This is a genomic window from Aeromonas sp. Marseille-Q5825 (genome assembly GCF_946892685.1).
Lineage (GTDB): Bacteria > Pseudomonadota > Gammaproteobacteria > Enterobacterales > Aeromonadaceae > Aeromonas > Aeromonas rivipollensis.
The window spans coordinates 387,166-406,112 of sequence record NZ_CAMPOU010000004.1; the positions used below are offsets into that span (position 1 = coordinate 387,166).

An 18,947-nucleotide genomic window follows, 5' to 3' on the forward strand; every position below is an offset into this window, starting at 1 on the left:
TAATGTGTCTGGCTAAATGTGCGACAACAAAATTGAGATAATGCTCATCAGGAAAGAAAAATGGCAGGCCGAGGCCTGCCATCCAGGAGTCGGGGGCCGGAGCCCCTCGCCTCAGGTTATTCGATTCCCGAGTCGGAAACCGGTTTGAAACTCCCGCTCACGGATATGGGCGACCTGCACATTGTGCCCTTCCAGCCCTATGTCTTTGAGCAGGGCGGGAGAGAGATGCAGATAGCTGACGCGACGTTCCAGCCGGGTGATCCGTTTTTGAACCAGGGTTTCGACGCGGCGCAGCAGGGCGAGTTCGATAGACATAATATTCTCCAGTTGAACGTGCGGTTCTCCCGGAGAGAGGCATCACCCTGCGGGACAACCGCGGGTGATGAAAAAGCAGGTGTTACCTGTTCCCTCCACGCGGTAAATAAAGAGCACGAGTCTTCGCGCTGCCATTGCAGCGATCGAACGCAACGTTGAACATGGAATGTTGCATGATCGTCTCCTTACCGTGTGAAAGTTGAACAAGTTGCCACAGTCTAAAAAAACACCGAATTTTACGCAATATCTCCCCCACCCATATGGGTGGAATGCGGTCAAAAGCGGCCCCGGTCAAATCCCGGACAACAGCCGGAACTCCTCAAGCGCATAGGTATCCGTCATGCCGCTGACGTAGTCGAGCAGGAGCCGCACCCTGTAGTACCACTCCTGCTCGGCGCCATTGTCAAAGCGCGGATCCCGGCTGGCCACCGCCAGCCGGTAGGCCTTGAGGTGGCGGGCCGACAACCGGTGGAACAACCGCCGGGCGAAGAAAAGCTCGCTCCCGCCGTTACCGGCCAGCAGCCGCTCGAATTGAGCGGCCGGCAGTGCCAGCAGGCAGGCGTAGGTGGAGAGCACACCGCGCAGGGCGGCATAGCCTTCCAGCTCCAGTGCCTCGACCTCGGGGCGCATGAATACCTGCTCGCGGGCCACCTGCTTGAGGGTGTCGAGCACCTGCGCCGCCGGGGCCTGACCGTGCAGCAGCGCCCTGGGGTAGGCGCCGCTCAGGATGGCCTCGTGATCGCTCACATAGGTGTGGGCCGCGAGCGCCACCAGATCCCGGGTCAGGTGCTGACGAAAATGGGGGAAGAAGCCCCGCTCCGAGGCCAGCGCCTCCTCGAGCAGGGTGGCCATGTAGTCCCCCTCATCGGCACCGCGCAGCGCCGCCAGCAGCTCCCCCTGGGTGAGGATGCGCCTGTCCACCGCGTCCTCCAGATCGGCGATGCAGTAGGAGATGTCGTCCGCCGCCTCCATGATGTAGACCAGCGGATGCCGGCATCCCGGCGCCAGCCCCAGACTCTGGCCGAGGGCGCGGTAGAGCGGTTGCTCGCTGAAGAAGATGCCGCGCTTGCTGGTCCAGCCATGGTGCTGGCCATAGCCCTGGGGACTGTGCAGCAGGGGCTGCTGCGGGTATTTGCACAGGGCCGCCAGCTGGCCCAGGGTGAGGTTCATCTCGTGCAGGCTGTGCACCAGCCGCAGGCTCTGGGCATTGCCGTCAAACACCAGCAGGTCCTGGCGCAACTCGGCCCACTGCGGGCTCGGCAGTTGTTCATGGGCGCTGGCGAACAGCTCATCCAGCGACTGTGCCAGCCACTGGCTCATCACCTGCTCGCCGAAGTGGCCGAACGGCGGGTTGCCGACGTCGTGCAGCAGGCAGGCCATCTCCACCAGGTTGATGAAGGCCCCCTCGCAGACGGTGCCCGCCGGCAGGGCCGCCAGGATGCGCCGGCTGATCTGGCGACCCGTCTCCTGCACCTCCAGGGAGTGGGTGAGGCGGCTGCGCACCGAGGCCTTCACATCCAGCGGGAAGACCTGGGTCTTCTGCTGCAGGCGGCGCACCGGCGCCGCCTGCACTATGCGGGCACGATCCTGCTCGGTCGCCTCCAGCAGCTCCTCGCTGCCCCAGGGGTGAATGCGCGCCGGGGTAATCAGACTGTCATACATGGTGCGGCTCCTTGCCTGCGACGTCCGTCAGGTTCACGACAACAACCAGCGCCGCAAGCGGGCGATGTCGCCGGGATATTCACGGCGCAGTGTCTCAATCCAGTCCTCCACGTTCTCCCACCAGGCGGGGTGATCCGGGCTCTGGATCAGCTGGGCCGTCTGCTGCAGGCGGCGCAGGCCGATGGAGCCGGCGGCCCCTTTTATCTTGTGCGCCTCCTCCACCACACCGGCCTGATCCTTGGCAATCATGTTGGAGTCCAGCACCGCCATGTAGTCCGGCATCATCTTCTCGAACAGATCCACGCTGGAGAGCAGCACCGGCTTGCCGACCGTGCTGGCGTAATCGGTGAGGAAGGGCAGGTCCAGCAGTGCATCCTGGTTGCCCGCGTCCGCCTGCTCATCGGCCTCGTCGTCCGCCAGATCCGCAAACAGGTGGCCTATCACCTCCCGCACCGCTCTGGAGCCGAGCGGCTTGTTGATCACATCCTGCATGCCGTGATCCCGGTAGTACTGGCGATCGCCGGTGGCGTTGGCGGTGAGCGCCACCATGGGGGGCAGGCTGTCGCCGTAGCGGGCCAGCAGCTGGGCCGCCACGTCGAAGCCGGTCATGTCCGGCAGCTGGATGTCCAGCAGTATGAGGTCGAAGTCATCCGGGTTGGCCATGGCCAGCGCCTGGGTGCCGTCCCGCGCCACCTGCACCTGATGACCCAGCTTGTTCAGCAGAGCGCAGGCGACGGTGACGTTGAGCTCCACGTCCTCCACCAGCAGAATATCCAGGGAGGGCATCTCGGGCTCCGGCGGGGTCGCCTGCGGCGCGACACAATCCACCTCCAGTTCGGCGGTGAAGCAGGAGCCTTCCCCCGGATCGCTGTCCACATAGAGCTGACCCCCCATGGCCTGCACCAGCTGGCGGGAGACGGCGAGGCCGATGCCGGTGCCGGTGGCGTGCTTCTTGCCCTGCACCTGATAGTACATGGCGAAGATCTTCTCCTGCTGGGCGCGGGGAATGCCGACCCCGGTGTCTTCCACCTCGAAGTGCAGCGCCAGCTTGCCCGGTTCATCGGCGGCGTGGGCGAGACAGCGCACCGTCACCCCGCCCTCGTCGGTAAACTTGACCGCATTGCCCACCAGGTTCCACAGCACCTGACGCAGCCGGGTACCGTCCGCCATCACGAGCTGCGGCATGTCGCCATCCCTGTCGAAATGCAGATAGAGCCCCTTCTGCTCCGCCTGGATGCGCGACAGCATCTCCAGCTCGTCGAGGAAGGCGGGCAGGTCCATGGGGGCAGGCGCTATCTCGAGGCGGCGGCGATCGAGTTTGTCCAGATCGATGATGTCATTGAAGATGTTGCCCAGGGTCACAGCACTCAGGTGGATGGTCTTGAGCTGCTGCTGCCGCTTGGCATCGAGGGGGGTGTCCATCAGCATGCGGCTCAGCCCCACTATGCCGTTGAGCGGGGTGCGCAGCTCGTGGCTGATGGTGGAGATGAAGGTGGTCTTGTCCCGGCTCGCCTTCTCCAGCTTGTCCTGATACTGCTTGCGCTCCGTGATGTCGCGACCAAAGCCGAGCAGGCCGAGCCGCTTGCCGAACCTGTCGAAGAAGGGCACCTTGCGCAGCTCGAAGTAAGCCTTGCGGCCATCGGGGTACTCCAGCCACTGCTCGTAGGTGAGGGGCTCGTTGCTGGCAAAGACCTGCTTGTCGGTCTCCACCACCTTGTTGGCGATCTCCTGCTTGTAGACGTCGAACGGGGTCAGCCCGATGAGCTCGGCCTCCACCTTGCCGGTGAGCTCCTCCATGGCGCGGTTGCAGCCGGAGAACTGCTCGTCCTCGTTGCGGTAGTAGACCAGATCCGGGGAGCAATCGATGAAGGAGCGCAACAGGGCGGTGCGCTCCCCCAGGTGCAGCTGGGCCTTCTCCCGCTGGAACACCTCGTTCTCCAGATCCTCTATGGCTTGCTGGCGCAGGGTCTCGGCCCGGTTGGTCTCGGCTATCTGGGCATTGAGGCGGCTGATGTTCTCCTGCAGCTGGCTGTTGAGCTCAAGGTCGCGCTCGCGCATGTCCTGCAGCTTGCGCACCATGCGGGTCAGCCGCTGGCGGGAGTCTTCCAGCTGATCCACGACTATGGAGAGGAAATAGACGGCCCAGGGGGTCACCAGCAGGCCGAAGAAGACAGAGCGCACCAGGTCGACTATGTCCACAGTGCCGCGCAGAAACAGGGTCACCCCCATCTGGATGGAGACCGCCAGCACTATGATGGCGGTAGCCAGGAACATGCTGAAGCGCACCAGTCCCAGCTTGGTCATCAGGTCGACATAGTATTGCGCCCAGGATTTGATTTGCTTCATCTCGTTGTTTTCTCCCCGTTATTGCGCAAACAGAATACCAGTACGGCGCCCTGAACTCTTGCCCCTTGCACCTTAAATTATTGATTAACGTCACACTCCGACTGGGGTAGCATTCCCGCCTGAGTCAGTCAGCTCCGGTTCAGCAAAGGATCCCGAGCCGCACTGCCACCCTTGTCATCCCTTGTGTCAGGAGCACACCCCATGCGCAATCATGTCCTGTTGAGTCTTGGTCTGCTAGCCGCCAATGCCGCCCACGCCGATCTTGGCGAGATCCCCAGAGAGTCCGGCTGGTCCGGTTTCCTGCTCGGCGGGGTCAATGTCGTCAGCTACGAGTCCAACTTCTACGCCGGCGATGACAACCACAGTCGAATCAACGACCTCGGCTCTCCCGACAGCGAGAGCGGTCTGACCCCCCTCATCAACGCCGACATCCGCTACACCTTCGCCGACACCCGCACCCAGGTGTTCCTCGGCAACCTGATCCAGGATGCGGTGCGCTTCGACTTCACCCAGCAGCTGGGCCTGCGCCAGGAGATGGGCGACAAGGGCATAGTGGCCACCTCCCTGGTGTTCAACGCCATGCCGGTGGAGCTGTGGAGCGATCCCTTCGCCACCGGGGTAGATCGCAGCGCCACCGACGTGAAGTCGAAGGGAGTGCGCTTTGCCTGGGACAAGATCTGGGGCAGCAACTTCTACGGCACCCTCACCACCCGGGAGGTGGATCTGGACGAGGAGCGCAGCGGTCAGCAGTATGACCAGACACACGGCACCCAGTATGCCGCCATGCTGGATCGCAACGGCAAGGTGCACGACATGGCGCTCTCCTACCAGTTCCACTTCGGCGGCAACCAGTTGCTGGAGCCGGCGATCCTCTACAAGCAGGCCAGGCTGGATGGCAGTGCCGAGAGCTTTGACAACACAGGGTTGCAGCTGACTTACGCCAAGCGGGGCCCGCAATGGTCCATCGTCAGCAACCTCTATGCCGGCAAGCGCAAGTATGACGAGGCGAATCCCCTGTTCGGCCAGCGTGCCGATGCAGACGAGTTCGCCATCAACGGCACCTTCTTCTGGCACAACCTGTTCGGGGTCAAGGCCCTGGCCGCGACCTTCACGGCGGCTTATTCCGGCGCCGACTCCGACATCGACTTCTACGATACCCAGGCCACCCGCTTCAGCACCGGCCTGCTGTACAACTTCTAAGCCGAACCCTGTCGGAAACAGCGAGGCCACCCCAGGGGTGGCCTCGCTTTTTTTCGCTTCCTGACGGCGTCAGATGCCGAGGGAGTCCAGCAGATCGTCGTGCTCGTTGCTCGCCGGCGCGACCGCCGAGGCCTGCTTGGTCGCCGCCAGCTTGGTCTGGGCGATCAGCGCATCGGGGTCAATCTCCTCCTGATCCCTGCCCTCGTTGTGCAGCCGAATGAACTCGGTGCCGTCCATCGCCAGCTCCAGATAGAAGATGTTGTTGCTGGCGGTGAAGAAGGTGACCCTGCGGGTCTCGGGATTGTCGAGGTTGGTATCTACGCTCAGCATCACCTGCTTGTTCAGGGCCAGCATCTTGGGCTGGTTCTGAGTGATGTGGGTCTGCAGCTCGCGCCCCACCTTGCCGGTGAAGCTGCCGAGGATCTGGTTCATCAGCTCGCCCATGACGTTGCTCACCTCGTCAGAGGTGTGGGAGATGGCGAGATCCTCCTTGGAGAGCCCCATGCTGAGCATGTAGCTCTGGTAGAGCTCCATGGCCGCGGCGGCGGAGAAGTTGATCACCACCAGGCCGGAGAAGCCGCCATCAAACAGCACGAAGCAGCCGATATCCGGCTTGAGGCAGGTCTTGCTGATCCGCTGCACCATGCCGGAGAAGCGCACCTGGGTCTGGGTCGCCGCGCTCAGGACGCCCGTGACCGAATTGCACAGGCTCAGCAGCACATCCTCTGTGGTCAATACGGCATCATCCTCGGATCTTGTTACTATCATGGAACCTTCCTGCTGATCGAAAAAATAGGCTTGTCTGTCTCACCGCCCATGTCATCACGCGCGCGTCCGATACGCTAACAGATTGCGTGATCCCGGTGCTGAAACCGCGAGCCGCCTCTCACTTGACCAGATTGTCAGTCAGAAACGGCTGAAATCCACCCAGGGTGGCCAACCGGGCTAGCCAGTTATCGGCCTGCTGTCGCAAATCTTGTGCCTGATAGGGAATCGCGGGATGCGCTCCCCAGATGGGACCGGGCCAGGCGGCATCGGTGCTGAAGCGGGCGACATGGTGCAGGTGCAGCTGGGGCACCAGGTTGCCGAGCGCCGCCACGTTGATCTTGTCGGGGCCCAGCGCCTCTTCCATCAGGGCGGCGACGGCGCAGGACTCCTGCATCAGCTGTTGCTGCTGCTCGGGGAGGAGATGGTGGATTTCCCGCAGCCCGGCGACCCTGGGCACCAGGATGAGCCAGGGATACTGGCTGTCTTTGGCCAGCAGTACGCGGCAAAGGGGGAGGTCCCCGAGTATCTGGGTATCCGCCTGCAGGCGGGGATGCAATTCAAACATGGGGCCTCGCTGGTCAACATGGGCACGTCAGGAGATGAGTGTGCCCACGTTACTGCAACGGGGGGCAAACTTAAAGCCGGGGCACGGCCCAACCGATGAAGCGCTTGCGAAGTTCGGGGTCCGCCTGCAGGAAGAGCTGCTGCAACTGCCCCTCCAGCTCGCTGGCAGGGCCTGAAGGGGCCTGGGCCGCTGTCGCCGCGGCCGTGGTCGCCACGGCGCCGGTCGCCAGCACCGCCTTGCCCGTGCCGCGGTTGTACTCTTGCAGCCTGACGTGCCAGTCCATGCCGATCTGCATGCCGTTGACCACCAGGGCCTCCTGTTGCACCTTCAGGGGCTTGTCCCCCGCCAGCAGGCTCACGACCGGCGCCTTGGCGTAGCGCTCCATGCCTTTCTCGTCGGTGGGCACCACAGCCTGCAGGCGCACCGACTGGCCGCGGGCCTCATAGCGGATCACCTGGGGATCGGAGCGGATCTGGCGATCGTTGTCGCTGCTGTTGCGACTCGGGATCACCCCCTCATAACGCACCAGCAACTGCTGCGCCCCGTCGGCCAGCACCCCATGCTGCTCGTCCTGCACCTTGCCGTCGCTCACCGCCAGGATCTGGAAATCCCCGGGTACCTCGACCCTGACCTCGGCCTGCACCGAGCCGGCACACGACAAGCCGGCACACAGCAACATGACCCCAACCCAACCCTGATGACCCTTCATTCCCTGTCTCTCTCTGCTCGCTATGATGGGCGCAGGCTAGCAGCCAAAGATGACAGAAAAATAACGGGCTCAGAGCAGGTAGTGGGGCCGCTCGGCAAACCACTGGGCCAGCACCTGCTTGAACAGCCGTATCTTGCGCGGCACCCGGCGCTGCTGGGCATGGAGCACATGGAGCGGGTGCAGGGCCGTCTGCCAGTCCGTCAGCACTGCCACCAGCTCGCCCCTGGCCAGACTCGTCTCCACCAGCATCAGCGGGCACTTGGCAAACCCCATGCCCGAGCGAGCCAGTTGCAGCACAGTGCTGTAGTGATTGGCCCGCACCTTCCCCTGCACCAGGATGTGGGCCTCCTCCCCTGCCTTGCGAAAATGCCACTGCTCCCAGGCCGGGTTGTGCCCCTGGAGCAGGCAGGGGCGCCCGCCCAGCTCATAGGGGGTGGCGGGGAGCCCCTCCCGAGCCAGCAGGGTTGGGCTCGCCACCACCACGTCTTTCAGCTGCCCGAGGGGCAGCGCCACCAGGTTGTCAGGCACCTGATCCATGGCGCGCAGGGCGATGTCATTCTCCCCCTGGCTCATGTCGATCATGGCGTTGGTGAAATTGAGCTCCACCTCGACCCCGGGGCAGATCTCGGCGAAGCGCGCCAGCAGCTCGCTCACCATGCGATCGCCGGTACTGACCGGGCAGGTGAAGCGCAGGCGACCGCGGTCCTCCTCGGTCAGAGCCTGGATGTCCTGCTCCGCCTGGCGGGCCAGCGCGGCTATCTGACCCGCCTGCACATAGAGGGTCCTGCCCGCCTCGGTCAGGCTGAGGCGACGGGTGGTGCGCTGCAACAGTTGCGCATTGAGGGAGGATTCGAGGGCGCTGACGTGGCGGCTCAGCATCCCCTTGCTCACCCCCAATGCATCGGCGGCGGCGGAGAAACTGCCCCGCTGCACCACCTCGTAGAAACTGCTCAGATGGGCGATGTCCATCCATTAGCTCCAATATGGAAACAATGGGTTCATCTTAAGCGCTTTTTCTCCCTTTTCATCCAGCTATCATCAACACATCCCCATCAGGAGTGACCAAGATGAAAATTGTGATTGTGGGTGCCTCCGGCACCGTCGGCTCCGCGGTCAGTGAACTGCTTGCCAAAGATCATCAGGTGATCCGCGTCGGCCACAGCCGTGGTGATGCCACGGTCGACATGCGCGATCCCGCCTCCATCACGGCGCTGTTCGCCAAGCTGGGCCAGTTCGATGCGCTGGTCGTCGCCAGCGGCAGCGTGGCCTTCAACGGTCTGACCGAGATGACCGACGAGCAGTGGCAGGTGGGAGTGGAGAGCAAGCTGATGGGCCAGATCAATCTGACCCGCGCCGCCATCCCCTATTTGAATGACAAGGGTTCCATTACCCTGATCAGCGGCATCCTGAGCGAGGAGCCGATCAACTGGGGCGTGAGCGCCAGCACCGTCAACGGCGCCATCGATCACTTTGTGAAAGCGGCCGCCTGCGAGCTGCCACGGGGCCTGCGCATCAACGTGGTGAGCCCCACCGTGCTGGAGGAGTCCATGGGCAAATACGCCGACTTCTTCCCGGGCTTCGTGCCTGTGCCCGCCGCCAAAGTGGCGCAGGCTTACAAGAAGTCGGTGCTGGGGGTGCAGACCGGCCAGATCTTCAGGGTCAATGGCTGAGGCCGCCCCCTCCCACTGCCAGACGCCAATAAAAACGGGCCCCGTCACGGGGCCCGTCTGTTTGTCGGCTTGTTGCCTTCACCACCGGCAAACGTTTGTGTGCCGGCGGCAAAAAAAGGCGCTCAGCCTCAGTCGATCAGACCGTACTGCTCGCGCAGCACCTCGATGATCTCCTGCTTGGGATTGGCACTGCGCACCAGCTTGTGGCCTATGACCTTCTCGGCGATCCCCACGTAGGTGTGGGAGATGTCCATCATCACCTCGGTGGGCAGCTTGTTGTCCCGGGCCAGGGCGAAGCGTTCCGGCATGCGGTTCTTGTTGAGCAGGATGTCCGGATCCGGGAAGTGGTTCAGCAGCCACTGGCGGAAGCCCTCTTTGGACTTCTCGACGATCTCGCCATTGCGCAGGGCGGCGCCGTCCCAGATGCGGGAGCTGTCGGGGGTACCCACTTCGTCCATGTAGATGAGCTTCTCGCGACCGGCGGCATCCTGGACATAGCCAAACTCGAACTTGGTGTCGACGAAAATCTGATCCAGCGCGGCCAGAGCCTCGCTGATGACGTTGAAACCCTCCTTGAGCAGGGCTTCATAGCTCTCTATGTCTGCCGGGGAGCGGAAGCCGAAGGCCTGATGGTGGCGCTCTATGTCGGCACGGGAGACGTTGACGTCGTCCGCTTCCGGCACGCCGTCCAGCCCTTTCAGCACACCCTTGGTGGAGGGGGTGATAAGGATCTCGGGCAGCTTCTGATCCTTCTTGAGCCCTTCCGGCAGGGTGATGCCGCAGAACTCCCGCTCGCCGTCCTTGTAGGCACGCCACATGGAGCCGGTGATGTACTGGCGGGCGATGGCTTCAATCATCACGGGGCGGGCTTTTTGCACTATCCAGACGAAGGGGTGCGGGATATCCAGGATGTGGCTGTCCGCCAGTCCCTTCTCCTTGAACAGCTTGAACCAGTGGCTGGAGATGGCATTGAGTGCAGCTCCCTTGCCCGGCACGCCGTTCAAGCCATCCACACCCTGCCAGATGCAGTCGAAGGCCGAGATGCGGTCGCTGATCACCATGAGGGCGAGCGGTGTATCCGCAGGCACATCATAGCCTTTCTCTCTTATGAGCCGGGCACTGTCTGCGGGGGTCAACCAGTAGACGCTGCGCACTTTGCCGGAATGGACAGGTTTATCGGTACGGATCGGCAAATCGTCATTCACCGCCAATACTTGATCTGCAAGACTCATGGCTAATAACACTTCCTGTTGTGGGACTGACAAGACAGGCGCATCAGGCTCCTGTCTACGAGGGATTCATTCAGCTAAACAGCGCTAGGCCCCTCTGCCGGGGCAGGCTCCCAGGAGGGCCCTTGGCGCGGACTCCGCATAACAAAACAGGGGCACCAGGCCCCTGTTTCTATTCTGCTTTCGCAGCCTGATCGGCCACGCCTTTGGCAAAGGCCTCGGACAGGCTGATATACATCTGGGAGATGACACCGGATGCGACCGGCTTCTTGTCCTTGTCGAACAGGGTGATGGAGGTCTTGCCTCCGGCCATCTCGCCCAGCTGGAAGCGGTACTGGTCTTCCTCCAGCTTGAACGGCTCGGCCCCCTTGGCCTGCCAGAACTCGGCATTGGGCTCGTCATACTCGACGTCGATCCAGCCCAGGGACTGCTGGGTGTCCTTGATGGTGAAACCGTAGGCCGGCAACACCTGATTGAGACGGCGCCAGACCTGCTCGAAGGAACCATCGGCAATCCATGCACTCAGCTCGTTGTTGTCCAGACCCAGCTCCAGGCCCATGCCATCGGTGGACTTGTGCTGTTCGCGGGCCTTGAGCTGCTTGTCGTAGTAGAGGGAGAACTGGTTCAGTGCCCGGGTCGCATAACGCTGGGCATCGGCCGGGGTCAGCACTGTGCTGGTCTCGCCGTCTATGGTCTCTTCATGATCCAGCACCCGTACCGACATGTTGACGGCGTGACGCTGCAGGTCGTTGCTGAGGGTGAACTGGTAGCGTTGACGGATGCGGAAGTCTTCGTCCTCCTCCGCCCAGCCATCGAGGGCGGCGGAGTTGTCAAACCAGCCGGTCTGCAACACGCCGGCCTGCTGATCCAGCTTCTCTGTGGTGACCTTGTGCTGGGCCAGGAAGTTCATCAGGAAGGCCCAGGTATCGCGCTCCACGCTTTGGCTGGTGCTCAGGGCATAGAAGGCCAGAGTAGGCTCGCTGGCCTTGGCCACCACCTGACTGCCAGGGACCACCGTCAGCAGCTGGGCTGGCGGACGCACGTCCACCTTGGCGCCGATGGCACCTTCGCGGCTGCTCTCAGGCAGGGCCGGAATGTCGAAATTACTGTTAAAGGCGGGGGTACTCAACCCGGCGGGCACGAGGAAGGCGCGACCTTCGAGGCGGCTCTCTTCATACTCGAAGCCACGGTTGGCCATCTTGCGATCCTGGGGTGAGCTACAGGCTGCCAACACGGCAACAGTCGCGACACTCAGCACCAGGCGCACTGCATTTCCCTTTCCATTTGCTTTAAACACTCGCCATCAACTCCGCAGTCGTCAGTGCTCGCGCCATCGCCTGTTCCCCCTCGGGGGTGAGGTCGGTCAGCGGCAGGCGCAAGGTCGCCGTCGCCATCAATCCCAGGCGGGCACAGGCCCACTTCACCGGGATGGGACTCGGTTCGCAGAACAGAGTCTGATGCAACGGCATCAATCGATTGTTGATGTCATGAGCCTGCCCGGCATCACCGGCCAGCGCAGCACGACACATGTCGGCCATCTGGGGCGCCGCAATATTGGTGGTGACCGAAATGACGCCATCGCCCCCTTGCAGCATAAAATCACATCCGCTGGCATCATCGCCACTATATAGCGCGAAATCCGGCCCGCACAACTCGCGCAGCAGCGGGGTGCGGCTCAAATCACCCGTCGCCTCTTTCAAACCGATAATGCCGGGAACCTTGGCCAGACGAGCCACGGTCTCCGGTTTGAGATCGCAACAGGTGCGACCGGGCACATTATAGAGAATTTGAGGCAGACCACTAGCCTCGGCGATCGCACAATAGTGACGATAGAGGCCTTCCTGGGTGGGTTTGTTGTAATAAGGGGTCACCGAGAGGCCCGCCACCACGCCGGTTTTGGCAAAACGCCGGGAGAGCGCGATGGCGTGGGCAGTGCTGTTGGAGCCGCAGCCTGCGATGACCGGAATGCGACCGGCGGCGAACTCGACGGTCTTTTCAACGACGGCGATATGTTCCTGCTCGCTCAGGGTGACCGACTCTCCCGTGGTGCCCACCGCGACTATGGCACTGGTGCCGGCACCGACATGATACTCCACCAGAGCTGCCAGACTGGTCCAATCGATGTCACCCGAGGCCAGCATGGGGGTAACGAGCGCAACAATACTACCGCGTAACATGGATATTTCTCCCGATTTTCAGGGGCGTAATGGTAAAGCTGCCCCTTTTGAAAAACAAGGGAGGCAAGGGACAAGCCGTGTTACCATCCGCCACAAAACGTATGGATGCACGAGGGCAGGACAGGGCCCGGAGCAGGGCGTCATGCCCGCCAAGCGCGCTCGCTGTCACCGCATTCGCAATAAATGGACGAGAGACGATTTATGACTCACTACCTGGTCGTAACGGCCATCGGCACGGACAGGCCTGGCATCGTCAATGAGGTTACCCGTCACGTCAGTGGCTGCGGTTGCAACATTGTCGACAGCCGTCTTGGCATCTTCGGTAACGAATTCACTTTCATCATGCTGTTGTCCGGTGACTGGAACAGCCTGATGCAGCTTGAGATAAGCCTCCCCCTGCGCAGCCAGGAGTGGGATCTCATCACCATGATGAAGCGCACCGAGCGCCACCACTCCCTGCAATATGACATCAGCGCCAGCGCCGAGGTGCTGATCCGGGATCAGCCGGGCATCGTAAGCCAGTGCACCCAGTTCTTCAGCGATCACGGCTGGGACATTCAGGCCATGCAGACCGTCACCCTCGAGCAGCAACCCTTCAACCTGCTCAAGGCCAATTTCCAGCTCAATCAGGCCAAGCAGGGAGAGGCGGCCGACTCGAAAACGGCCTTCGCCGATTTCTGTCGTGAACTGGGTGCCGAGTCATTCGAGTTCATCGTCAATCACAAATACGCCTGACGGCGTTTATCCGAGGAGACCCCATGCAACCACTACAAGTTGGTACTCAGGCCCCCGATTTCTCTCTCTCCGATCAGGATGGTCAGCAGGTCAGTCTGTCCTCCCTGCGGGGCAAGAAGGTGCTCATCTATTTCTATCCCAAGGCGATGACCCCGGGCTGCACCACCCAGGCCTGCGGCCTGCGGGACGTCAATGCCGAACTGGCCGCCCTCAACGTGGTGGTGCTCGGCATCAGCCCGGATCCGGCAAAGCGTTTGAAGAAGTTCGAGGAGCGCGACAGCCTGAACTTCCGACTGCTGGCCGATGAGGATCACGCCGTGGCCGATGCCTTTGGCGTCTGGGGCCCGAAGAAGTTCATGGGCAAGGAGTACGACGGCATCCATCGGCTGAGTTTCCTCATCGATGAGGAGGGCAAGGTGGCCCATCGCTTCGACAAGTTCAAGACCAGCGATCACCATCAGGTGGTGCTCGATCTCGTCAAGGGCTGAAGCCCCGCCAGTTCAGAGACGACAACAGGGCCTGCAGATGCAGGCCCTGTTCATTTTCTCTGCCGCGCAAGCGCCGGGAATGTCCTGCCAAAAGTAGCGCCCCTGTTGCGCCCTCCTCCCCGTTTTTCTCGCCAACCTCCCCTATCAGATCAAAAAATTCATCCTGGATATGGGTTAACGTGGCCCCAGATTCATTTTCCAGTGAGACAGCCCATGAACATGAGCCATACCGAACGCCTGATCCTGAGCAATCAGTACGAGATCCTGGCCAAACTCAACCCGGAGAAGGCGGCGTTTTACCAGCGGGCCAGCACCATAGTCGAGCGTGGCTACTGCCTGCAGATCCTCGAGCTGGAGAAGAGCTTCGGCCATCTGGATCTCGCCACCTGCCAGGAGGTGCTGGACACTCTGGAACTGCACCATGCGCTGGCCATCTCCTGGGGCAACCTAGACGCAGGTACCCGATCCGAGGTGAACGAGAGTCGCCTGGCCTTCAACGGCTACAGCCGCAGCCAGGAGCGGGAACTGGCGGATTATGTCTGCTTCCTGCTGGAGGTGGACAAGCGCTTCCCCGAGCTGCCGTGCCCCTGTGACGAGCTCTCCAGCGACATCGCCATGCGCGACAAGTACCAGCGCATGCTGGCGGCCTGGCGTCAGTGCCCCCGTCAGTACAAGCTCTCCATCCAGGAGATCAGCAAGGTACTGGCCGCCTGAATGTGAAAAAGGCGCCTGGTGGCGCCTTTTGCTCCCCTGCCGGGGCTATTCGTAGAGGAAGGATTTGTCCAGCTGCTTGAAGGCGGCGTTGAGGGTGTCGGCCAGCTCCTCGTAACGGGGTCGGGCCACCAGCTGACGATGACCGCCCTGCTCGTTCATCTTGCCGTTGATCTCCCTGTACCAGTTGGCGAGGGAGGGCGGGAGCCGGGTATCGGCACGCTGGCCGAGCCAGTAATAGCCTTGCAGCGGCAGACTGAGTAGGAACAACACTGAGGCCATGACGGAGGGCCAGTAGTGCAGCTCGCCGAACTGGAACTGCAGCATGACGCTGAGCACGGCGAGCGCCGGAATGACCCTGAGGGCGAACTCGGTGGCCTTGATCACCCGATTCTCCGGGAACATGGAATTAAGCTCGGGACGGCGCGGCCAAAGAGTCATATAATGACGGCCTTGCTGTAATTTAGTTCCAAAAATGTTCATGCTCATACTACCTCCGAGCTCTTTTTGAACGTATTAACGGCAAAACCTCGACAATATTTGAGAGGCAATAACAAAGGTTGAGGATGACTTTGTTATTTTTCAACAATCAGGTTATCCTTTGTACGCCCAATTTTTACGCCAGTGGTTTGCTGCTGGCCTGTCAGGGACGTCAGAATTACGGGTCTTGTATCACTATACAAGGGGCAAGCAACAGATTGCCAACCCTCATAAGGATAAGTTGATAGTTTTTGGGCGCACCGCGTCCGGCGCATCCTCCAACCCAACCCAATCTGCGATAGGATTTATTCATGAGTAAGCTGGTTCTTGTTCTTAACTGTGGCAGCTCGTCCCTGAAGTTTGCTGTCATTGACGCAACCACCGGTGATGATCTGCTGTCCGGCCTGGCCGAATGCTTCAACCTCGACGACGCCCGCATCAAGTGGAAGCTCAACGGCGAGAAGGGCAGTGCCGATCTGGGTGCCGGTGCCGCTCATCAGGAAGCACTGGACTATATCGTCCACAAGATCCTGCCGCTCAACCCTGAACTGTCCAAGAACCTGATTGCCATCGGCCACCGCGTGGTACACGGCGGCGAGCAATTCACTTCTTCCGTGCGGATCTGCAAAGACGTGATCGCCGGTATCGAAGCCGCCATTCCTTACGCTCCGCTGCACAACCCGGCTCACCTGATCGGCATCCGTGCCGCCCTCAAGGTCTTCCCTGAGCTGGCCGAGAAGAACGTCGCCGTGTTCGACACCGCCTTCCACCAGACCATGCCGGAAGAAGCCTTCCTGTACGCCCTGCCGTACAAGCTCTACAAAGAGAACGGCATCCGTCGCTACGGCGCCCACGGCACCAGCCACTACTACATCAGCCTGGAAGCCGCCAAGCAGCTGAACAAGCCGGTCGAAGAGCTCAACATCATCAACTGCCACCTGGGCAACGGCGGCTCCGTCTGCGCCATCAAGAACGGTAAATCCGTCGACACCTCCATGGGTCTGACCCCGCTGGAAGGCCTGGTGATGGGTACCCGTTCCGGTGACATCGATCCGGCCATCATCTTCTTCCTGCACGACAAGCTGGGCATGAGCGTCGCCGAGATCAACACCATGCTGACCAAGGAATCCGGCCTGCAGGGTCTGACCGAAGTCACCTCCGACTGCCGTTTCGTTGAAGACAACTACGACAGCAAGGAAGAAGCCAAGCGCGCCATGGACGTGTACTGCTACCGTCTGGCCAAGTACATCGGCGCCTACGCCGCCGCCATGGACGGTCGTCTGGATGCCGTGGTCTTCACCGGCGGCATCGGCGAGAACTCCGCCCCGATCCGTGAGATCACCCTGAACAAGCTGGGCCTGCTGGGCTTTGACGTCGACCACGACGCCAACCTGAAGGCGCGCTTCGGCAAGGGTGGCGAGATCACCAAGGCTGGCTCCACCAAGGCCCTGGTTATCCCGACCAACGAAGAGTGGGTCATCGCCCACGACGCGCTGGAACTGGTCGGCGCATAAATTAGCTGTAGAGCAAGGCCGCCCCAGGGCGGCCTTTTCCTGATCCCAAAAAATGAACAAGGGGTAATAAGTGGCACGCACTATTATGCTCATCCCGGTCGGCACTGGTGTCGGCGTAACTTCCGTGAGCCTTGGCGTCGTTCGCGCCATGGAACGTCACGGTGTCAATGTCAGCTTCTTCAAACCGGTTGCCCAGCCGCGTCCGGGTGAAACCGGTACCGAGCGCTCCACCGCCGTGATCCGCGCTGCCGCCAACATCAACCCGCCCGAGCCGTTCGCCCTCTCCTATGCCGAGAACATGATCACCTCCAGCAACACCGATATCCTGCTGGAAGAGATAGTGGCTCGCTTCGAAGAGCACGTGAAGACCAGCGGTGCCGAAGTGGTGGTGATCGAAGGCCTGGTGCCGACCGACAAGCAGCCCTTTGCCAACAAGCTGAACTACGACGTCGCCAAGGCGCTGGACGCCGACATGGTGTTCGTGACTCATCCGGGCAACGACTCCAGCCAAAAGCTGAAAGAGCGCATCGAGCTGGCCTGCTCCAACTTCGGTGGCGTCAGCAACCCGCGTATCGTGGGCTGCGTCATCAACAAGGTGGGTGCACCGGTTGACGAGCACGGCGTGACCCGCCCCGATCTGACCGAGATGTTCGAGGCCCATCACCACACCTCCGACACCGCCCACAACCTGGAAGTGCTGCAGGTGTTCGGCAAGAGCCCGCTGCGCATCCTCGGCTGCATCCCCTGGAACACCCAGCTGATCGCCCCGCGCGCCAAGGATCTCGCCAAGCATCTGGCCGCCAAGATCCTGCACAAGGGTGAGCTGGACAGCCGTCGCCTGCAGACCGTGACTTTCTGTGCCCGCTCCATCCACAACATGATCGAGCACTTCCGTCCGGGCAGCCTGCTGGTGACCTCCGGCGATCGCTCCGACGTCATCGTCTCCGCCTGCCTGTCCGCCATGAACGGCGTCAAGCTGGGTGCCCTGCTGCTGACCGGCAACTACCACCCTGAGCCGCAAGTCATTGCCCTGTGCCAACAGGCAATGGCCACCGGCCTGCCGATCATGATCACCGGCACCAACACCTGGCAGACCGCCGTCAGCCTGCAGAACTTCAACGTCGACATCCCGGAAGATGACCGCGAGCGTATCGAGCTGGTGCAGGACTATGTGGCTGGCCACATCGACAAGCACTGGATCGAGTCTCTCTCTGCCAAGTCCACCCGCTCCCGTCGCCTGAGCCCGCCGGCCTTCCGCTATCAGCTGACCGAGCTGGCCCGTCAGGCCAACAAGCGCGTCGTGCTGCCGGAAGGGGAAGAGCCGCGGACCATCAAGGCTGCCGCCATCTGTGCCGAGCGTGGCATCGCCCGTCCGGTACTGCTGGGCAACCCGGAAGAGATCCGTCGCGTCGCCGAACAGCAGGGTGTGGTACTGACCGATCGCGTCGAGATCATCGACCCGCTGGAAGTGCGCGAGCGCTATGTGCCGCGTCTGGTCGAGCTGCGCAAGAACAAGGGCATGACCGAAGTGGTCGCCCGCGAGCAGCTGGAAGACAACGTGGTGCTGGGCACCATGATGCTGGAGCGTGGCGAAGTGGACGGTCTGGTTTCCGGCGCCGTGCACACCACAGCCAACACCATTCGTCCGCCGATGCAGATCATCAAGACTGCCCCGGGTTCCTCGTTGATTTCGTCGATCTTCTTTATGCTGCTGCCTGATCAGGTGCTGGTGTACGGTGACTGCGCCATCAACCCGGATCCGAGCGCCGAACAGCTGGCCGAGATCGCCATCCAGTCCGCCGACTCCGCTGCCGCCTTCGGCATCGAGCCGCGCGTCGCCATGATCTCCTACTCCACCGGTACCTCTGGCGCCGGCGCTGACGTAGAGAAAGTGCGCGAAGCGACCGAGCTGGCCAAGGCCAAGCGCCCCGACCTCATCATCGACGGCCCGCTGCAATACGACGCGGCCATCATGGAGAACGTGGCCAAGTCCAAGGCACCGAACTCACCGGTCGCAGGTAAAGCGACTGTGTTCGTGTTCCCGGACCTGAACACCGGCAACACCACCTACAAGGCGGTACAGCGTTCCGCAGAACTGGTCTCCATCGGCCCCATGCTGCAAGGCATGCGCAAGCCGGTCAACGACCTGTCCCGTGGCGCTCTGGTAGACGACATCGTCTACACCATAGCCCTGACCGGTATCCAGGCAGCCCAGGCCGAGTAATATCGCCCAGCGCTGACCCTGTGAAAAACCCGCCGAGAGGCGGGTTTTTTTATGGCGGACAGGGATCTGTTGATCGGCGAGATCAAATCCGGATCCTCGCAGGATCCGCCGGACTGGCCGCGAACGCCTCCTGGCAAGGGGCCGGCGATAAGCA

At 61.8% G+C, this 18,947-nt stretch carries 18 protein-coding genes; 7 read left to right on the forward strand and 11 right to left on the reverse strand.

Going from position 1 to position 18,947, the window contains the following annotated elements; genetic code table 11:
- Positions 1-111 precede the first annotated feature (111 nt).
- The 3 genes from OC537_RS12370 to arcB all read right to left on the reverse strand — a co-directional run bounded on the left by OC537_RS12370 (position 112) and on the right by arcB (position 4,323).
- On the reverse strand, positions 112-315 hold the full coding sequence (locus tag OC537_RS12370) for a hypothetical protein (RefSeq protein ID WP_139745667.1): 204 nt from the start codon (positions 313-315) through the stop codon (positions 112-114).
- A gap of 291 nt (positions 316-606) precedes the next feature.
- Positions 607-1,977 (reverse strand): dGTPase, encoded by a 1,371-nt coding sequence (gene dgt / locus OC537_RS12375; RefSeq protein WP_163155704.1) that lies wholly within the window; start codon positions 1,975-1,977, stop codon positions 607-609.
- A gap of 33 nt (positions 1,978-2,010) precedes the next feature.
- A complete protein-coding gene (arcB, locus tag OC537_RS12380) occupies positions 2,011-4,323 on the reverse strand; it encodes an aerobic respiration two-component sensor histidine kinase ArcB (RefSeq protein WP_262111629.1) in 2,313 nt (770 codons plus the stop codon).
- 201 nt (positions 4,324-4,524) lie between these two features.
- On the opposite strand from arcB, the gene OC537_RS12385 reads away from it, so the two are divergent.
- Positions 4,525-5,523: a DUF2860 family protein gene (locus tag OC537_RS12385; RefSeq protein ID WP_163138083.1), complete on the forward strand. Its 999-nt coding sequence runs from the start codon at positions 4,525-4,527 to the stop codon at positions 5,521-5,523.
- Positions 5,524-5,592: 69 nt separating this feature from the next.
- Here OC537_RS12385 and OC537_RS12390 read toward each other — a convergent pair whose 3' ends face one another.
- From OC537_RS12390 to OC537_RS12405, 4 genes are all read right to left on the reverse strand, one after another.
- Entirely contained in the window at positions 5,593-6,291 is a 699-nt protein-coding gene (locus tag OC537_RS12390) for a DUF3334 family protein (RefSeq protein WP_262111632.1), read from the reverse strand.
- A 118-nt stretch (positions 6,292-6,409) separates the two neighbouring features.
- Positions 6,410-6,856, reverse strand: a complete 447-nt coding sequence (locus tag OC537_RS12395) for an HIT domain-containing protein (RefSeq protein ID WP_262111634.1) — start codon at positions 6,854-6,856, stop codon at positions 6,410-6,412.
- A gap of 70 nt (positions 6,857-6,926) precedes the next feature.
- Positions 6,927-7,565 (reverse strand): DUF2057 domain-containing protein, encoded by a 639-nt coding sequence (locus OC537_RS12400; protein WP_262111636.1) that lies wholly within the window; start codon positions 7,563-7,565, stop codon positions 6,927-6,929.
- Between the two features lie 69 nt (positions 7,566-7,634).
- A complete protein-coding gene (locus OC537_RS12405) occupies positions 7,635-8,534 on the reverse strand; it encodes a LysR family transcriptional regulator (protein WP_262111638.1) in 900 nt (299 codons plus the stop codon).
- Positions 8,535-8,632: 98 nt separating this feature from the next.
- Here OC537_RS12405 and OC537_RS12410 point away from each other — a divergent pair, with 98 nt between their 5' ends.
- Positions 8,633-9,235 carry a short chain dehydrogenase gene (locus tag OC537_RS12410; protein WP_262111640.1) on the forward strand — a complete coding sequence of 201 codons (603 nt, stop codon included), beginning with the start codon at positions 8,633-8,635 and terminating at the stop codon, positions 9,233-9,235.
- A gap of 128 nt (positions 9,236-9,363) precedes the next feature.
- On the opposite strand, the gene OC537_RS12415 is transcribed toward OC537_RS12410, so the two are convergent.
- The 3 genes from OC537_RS12415 to dapA all read right to left on the reverse strand — a co-directional run bounded on the left by OC537_RS12415 (position 9,364) and on the right by dapA (position 12,641).
- The gene (locus tag OC537_RS12415; protein ID WP_163155692.1) at positions 9,364-10,467 is read right to left on the reverse strand and encodes a phosphoribosylaminoimidazolesuccinocarboxamide synthase; all 1,104 of its coding nucleotides are present in this window, start codon (positions 10,465-10,467) and stop codon (positions 9,364-9,366) included.
- Positions 10,468-10,636: 169 nt separating this feature from the next.
- Positions 10,637-11,761, reverse strand: coding sequence for an outer membrane protein assembly factor BamC (gene bamC / locus OC537_RS12420; RefSeq protein ID WP_106885903.1), 1,125 nt, complete (start codon positions 11,759-11,761; stop codon positions 10,637-10,639).
- Positions 11,754-12,641 (reverse strand): 4-hydroxy-tetrahydrodipicolinate synthase, encoded by an 888-nt coding sequence (gene dapA / locus OC537_RS12425; protein ID WP_163138075.1) that lies wholly within the window; start codon positions 12,639-12,641, stop codon positions 11,754-11,756. Before dapA ends, bamC begins: the two co-directional genes overlap by 8 nt.
- Before the next feature lie 201 nt (positions 12,642-12,842).
- Here dapA and OC537_RS12430 point away from each other — a divergent pair, with 201 nt between their 5' ends.
- From OC537_RS12430 to OC537_RS12440, 3 genes are all read left to right on the forward strand, one after another.
- A complete protein-coding gene (locus OC537_RS12430; protein WP_025328154.1) occupies positions 12,843-13,376 on the forward strand; it encodes a glycine cleavage system protein R in 534 nt (177 codons plus the stop codon).
- Positions 13,377-13,399: 23 nt separating this feature from the next.
- Positions 13,400-13,864: a thioredoxin-dependent thiol peroxidase gene (bcp, locus tag OC537_RS12435; RefSeq protein WP_106885901.1), complete on the forward strand. Its 465-nt coding sequence runs from the start codon at positions 13,400-13,402 to the stop codon at positions 13,862-13,864.
- 213 nt (positions 13,865-14,077) lie between these two features.
- Positions 14,078-14,578: a YfbU family protein gene (locus tag OC537_RS12440; protein ID WP_163149585.1), complete on the forward strand. Its 501-nt coding sequence runs from the start codon at positions 14,078-14,080 to the stop codon at positions 14,576-14,578.
- 45 nt (positions 14,579-14,623) lie between these two features.
- Here the strand turns inward: OC537_RS12440 and yfbV are convergent, their stop codons facing one another.
- Positions 14,624-15,064, reverse strand: a complete 441-nt coding sequence (gene yfbV, locus OC537_RS12445) for a terminus macrodomain insulation protein YfbV (protein WP_025328157.1) — start codon at positions 15,062-15,064, stop codon at positions 14,624-14,626.
- A gap of 302 nt (positions 15,065-15,366) precedes the next feature.
- Here yfbV and OC537_RS12450 point away from each other — a divergent pair, with 302 nt between their 5' ends.
- The gene (locus OC537_RS12450) at positions 15,367-16,569 is read left to right on the forward strand and encodes an acetate kinase (RefSeq protein ID WP_025328158.1); all 1,203 of its coding nucleotides are present in this window, start codon (positions 15,367-15,369) and stop codon (positions 16,567-16,569) included.
- Positions 16,570-16,639: 70 nt separating this feature from the next.
- Positions 16,640-18,793 carry a phosphate acetyltransferase gene (gene pta, locus OC537_RS12455; RefSeq protein ID WP_025328159.1) on the forward strand — a complete coding sequence of 718 codons (2,154 nt, stop codon included), beginning with the start codon at positions 16,640-16,642 and terminating at the stop codon, positions 18,791-18,793.
- The last annotated feature ends 154 nt before the right edge of the window (positions 18,794-18,947 follow it).

Coding starts and splice junctions, on each gene's coding strand:
- OC537_RS12370 (WP_139745667.1), bottom strand. CDS start 315: ATGTCTATCGAACTCGCCCTGCTGCGCCGCGTCGAAACCCTGGTTCAA.
- dgt (WP_163155704.1), bottom strand. CDS start 1,977: ATGTATGACAGTCTGATTACCCCGGCGCGCATTCACCCCTGGGGCAGC.
- arcB (WP_262111629.1), bottom strand. CDS start 4,323: ATGAAGCAAATCAAATCCTGGGCGCAATACTATGTCGACCTGATGACC.
- OC537_RS12385 (WP_163138083.1), top strand. CDS start 4,525: ATGCGCAATCATGTCCTGTTGAGTCTTGGTCTGCTAGCCGCCAATGCC.
- OC537_RS12390 (WP_262111632.1), bottom strand. CDS start 6,291: ATGATAGTAACAAGATCCGAGGATGATGCCGTATTGACCACAGAGGAT.
- OC537_RS12395 (WP_262111634.1), bottom strand. CDS start 6,856: ATGTTTGAATTGCATCCCCGCCTGCAGGCGGATACCCAGATACTCGGG.
- OC537_RS12400 (WP_262111636.1), bottom strand. CDS start 7,565: ATGAAGGGTCATCAGGGTTGGGTTGGGGTCATGTTGCTGTGTGCCGGC.
- OC537_RS12405 (WP_262111638.1), bottom strand. CDS start 8,534: ATGGACATCGCCCATCTGAGCAGTTTCTACGAGGTGGTGCAGCGGGGC.
- OC537_RS12410 (WP_262111640.1), top strand. CDS start 8,633: ATGAAAATTGTGATTGTGGGTGCCTCCGGCACCGTCGGCTCCGCGGTC.
- OC537_RS12415 (WP_163155692.1), bottom strand. CDS start 10,467: ATGAGTCTTGCAGATCAAGTATTGGCGGTGAATGACGATTTGCCGATC.
- dapA (WP_163138075.1), bottom strand. CDS start 12,641: ATGTTACGCGGTAGTATTGTTGCGCTCGTTACCCCCATGCTGGCCTCG.
- OC537_RS12430 (WP_025328154.1), top strand. CDS start 12,843: ATGACTCACTACCTGGTCGTAACGGCCATCGGCACGGACAGGCCTGGC.
- bcp (WP_106885901.1), top strand. CDS start 13,400: ATGCAACCACTACAAGTTGGTACTCAGGCCCCCGATTTCTCTCTCTCC.
- OC537_RS12440 (WP_163149585.1), top strand. CDS start 14,078: ATGAACATGAGCCATACCGAACGCCTGATCCTGAGCAATCAGTACGAG.
- yfbV (WP_025328157.1), bottom strand. CDS start 15,064: ATGAGCATGAACATTTTTGGAACTAAATTACAGCAAGGCCGTCATTAT.
- OC537_RS12450 (WP_025328158.1), top strand. CDS start 15,367: ATGAGTAAGCTGGTTCTTGTTCTTAACTGTGGCAGCTCGTCCCTGAAG.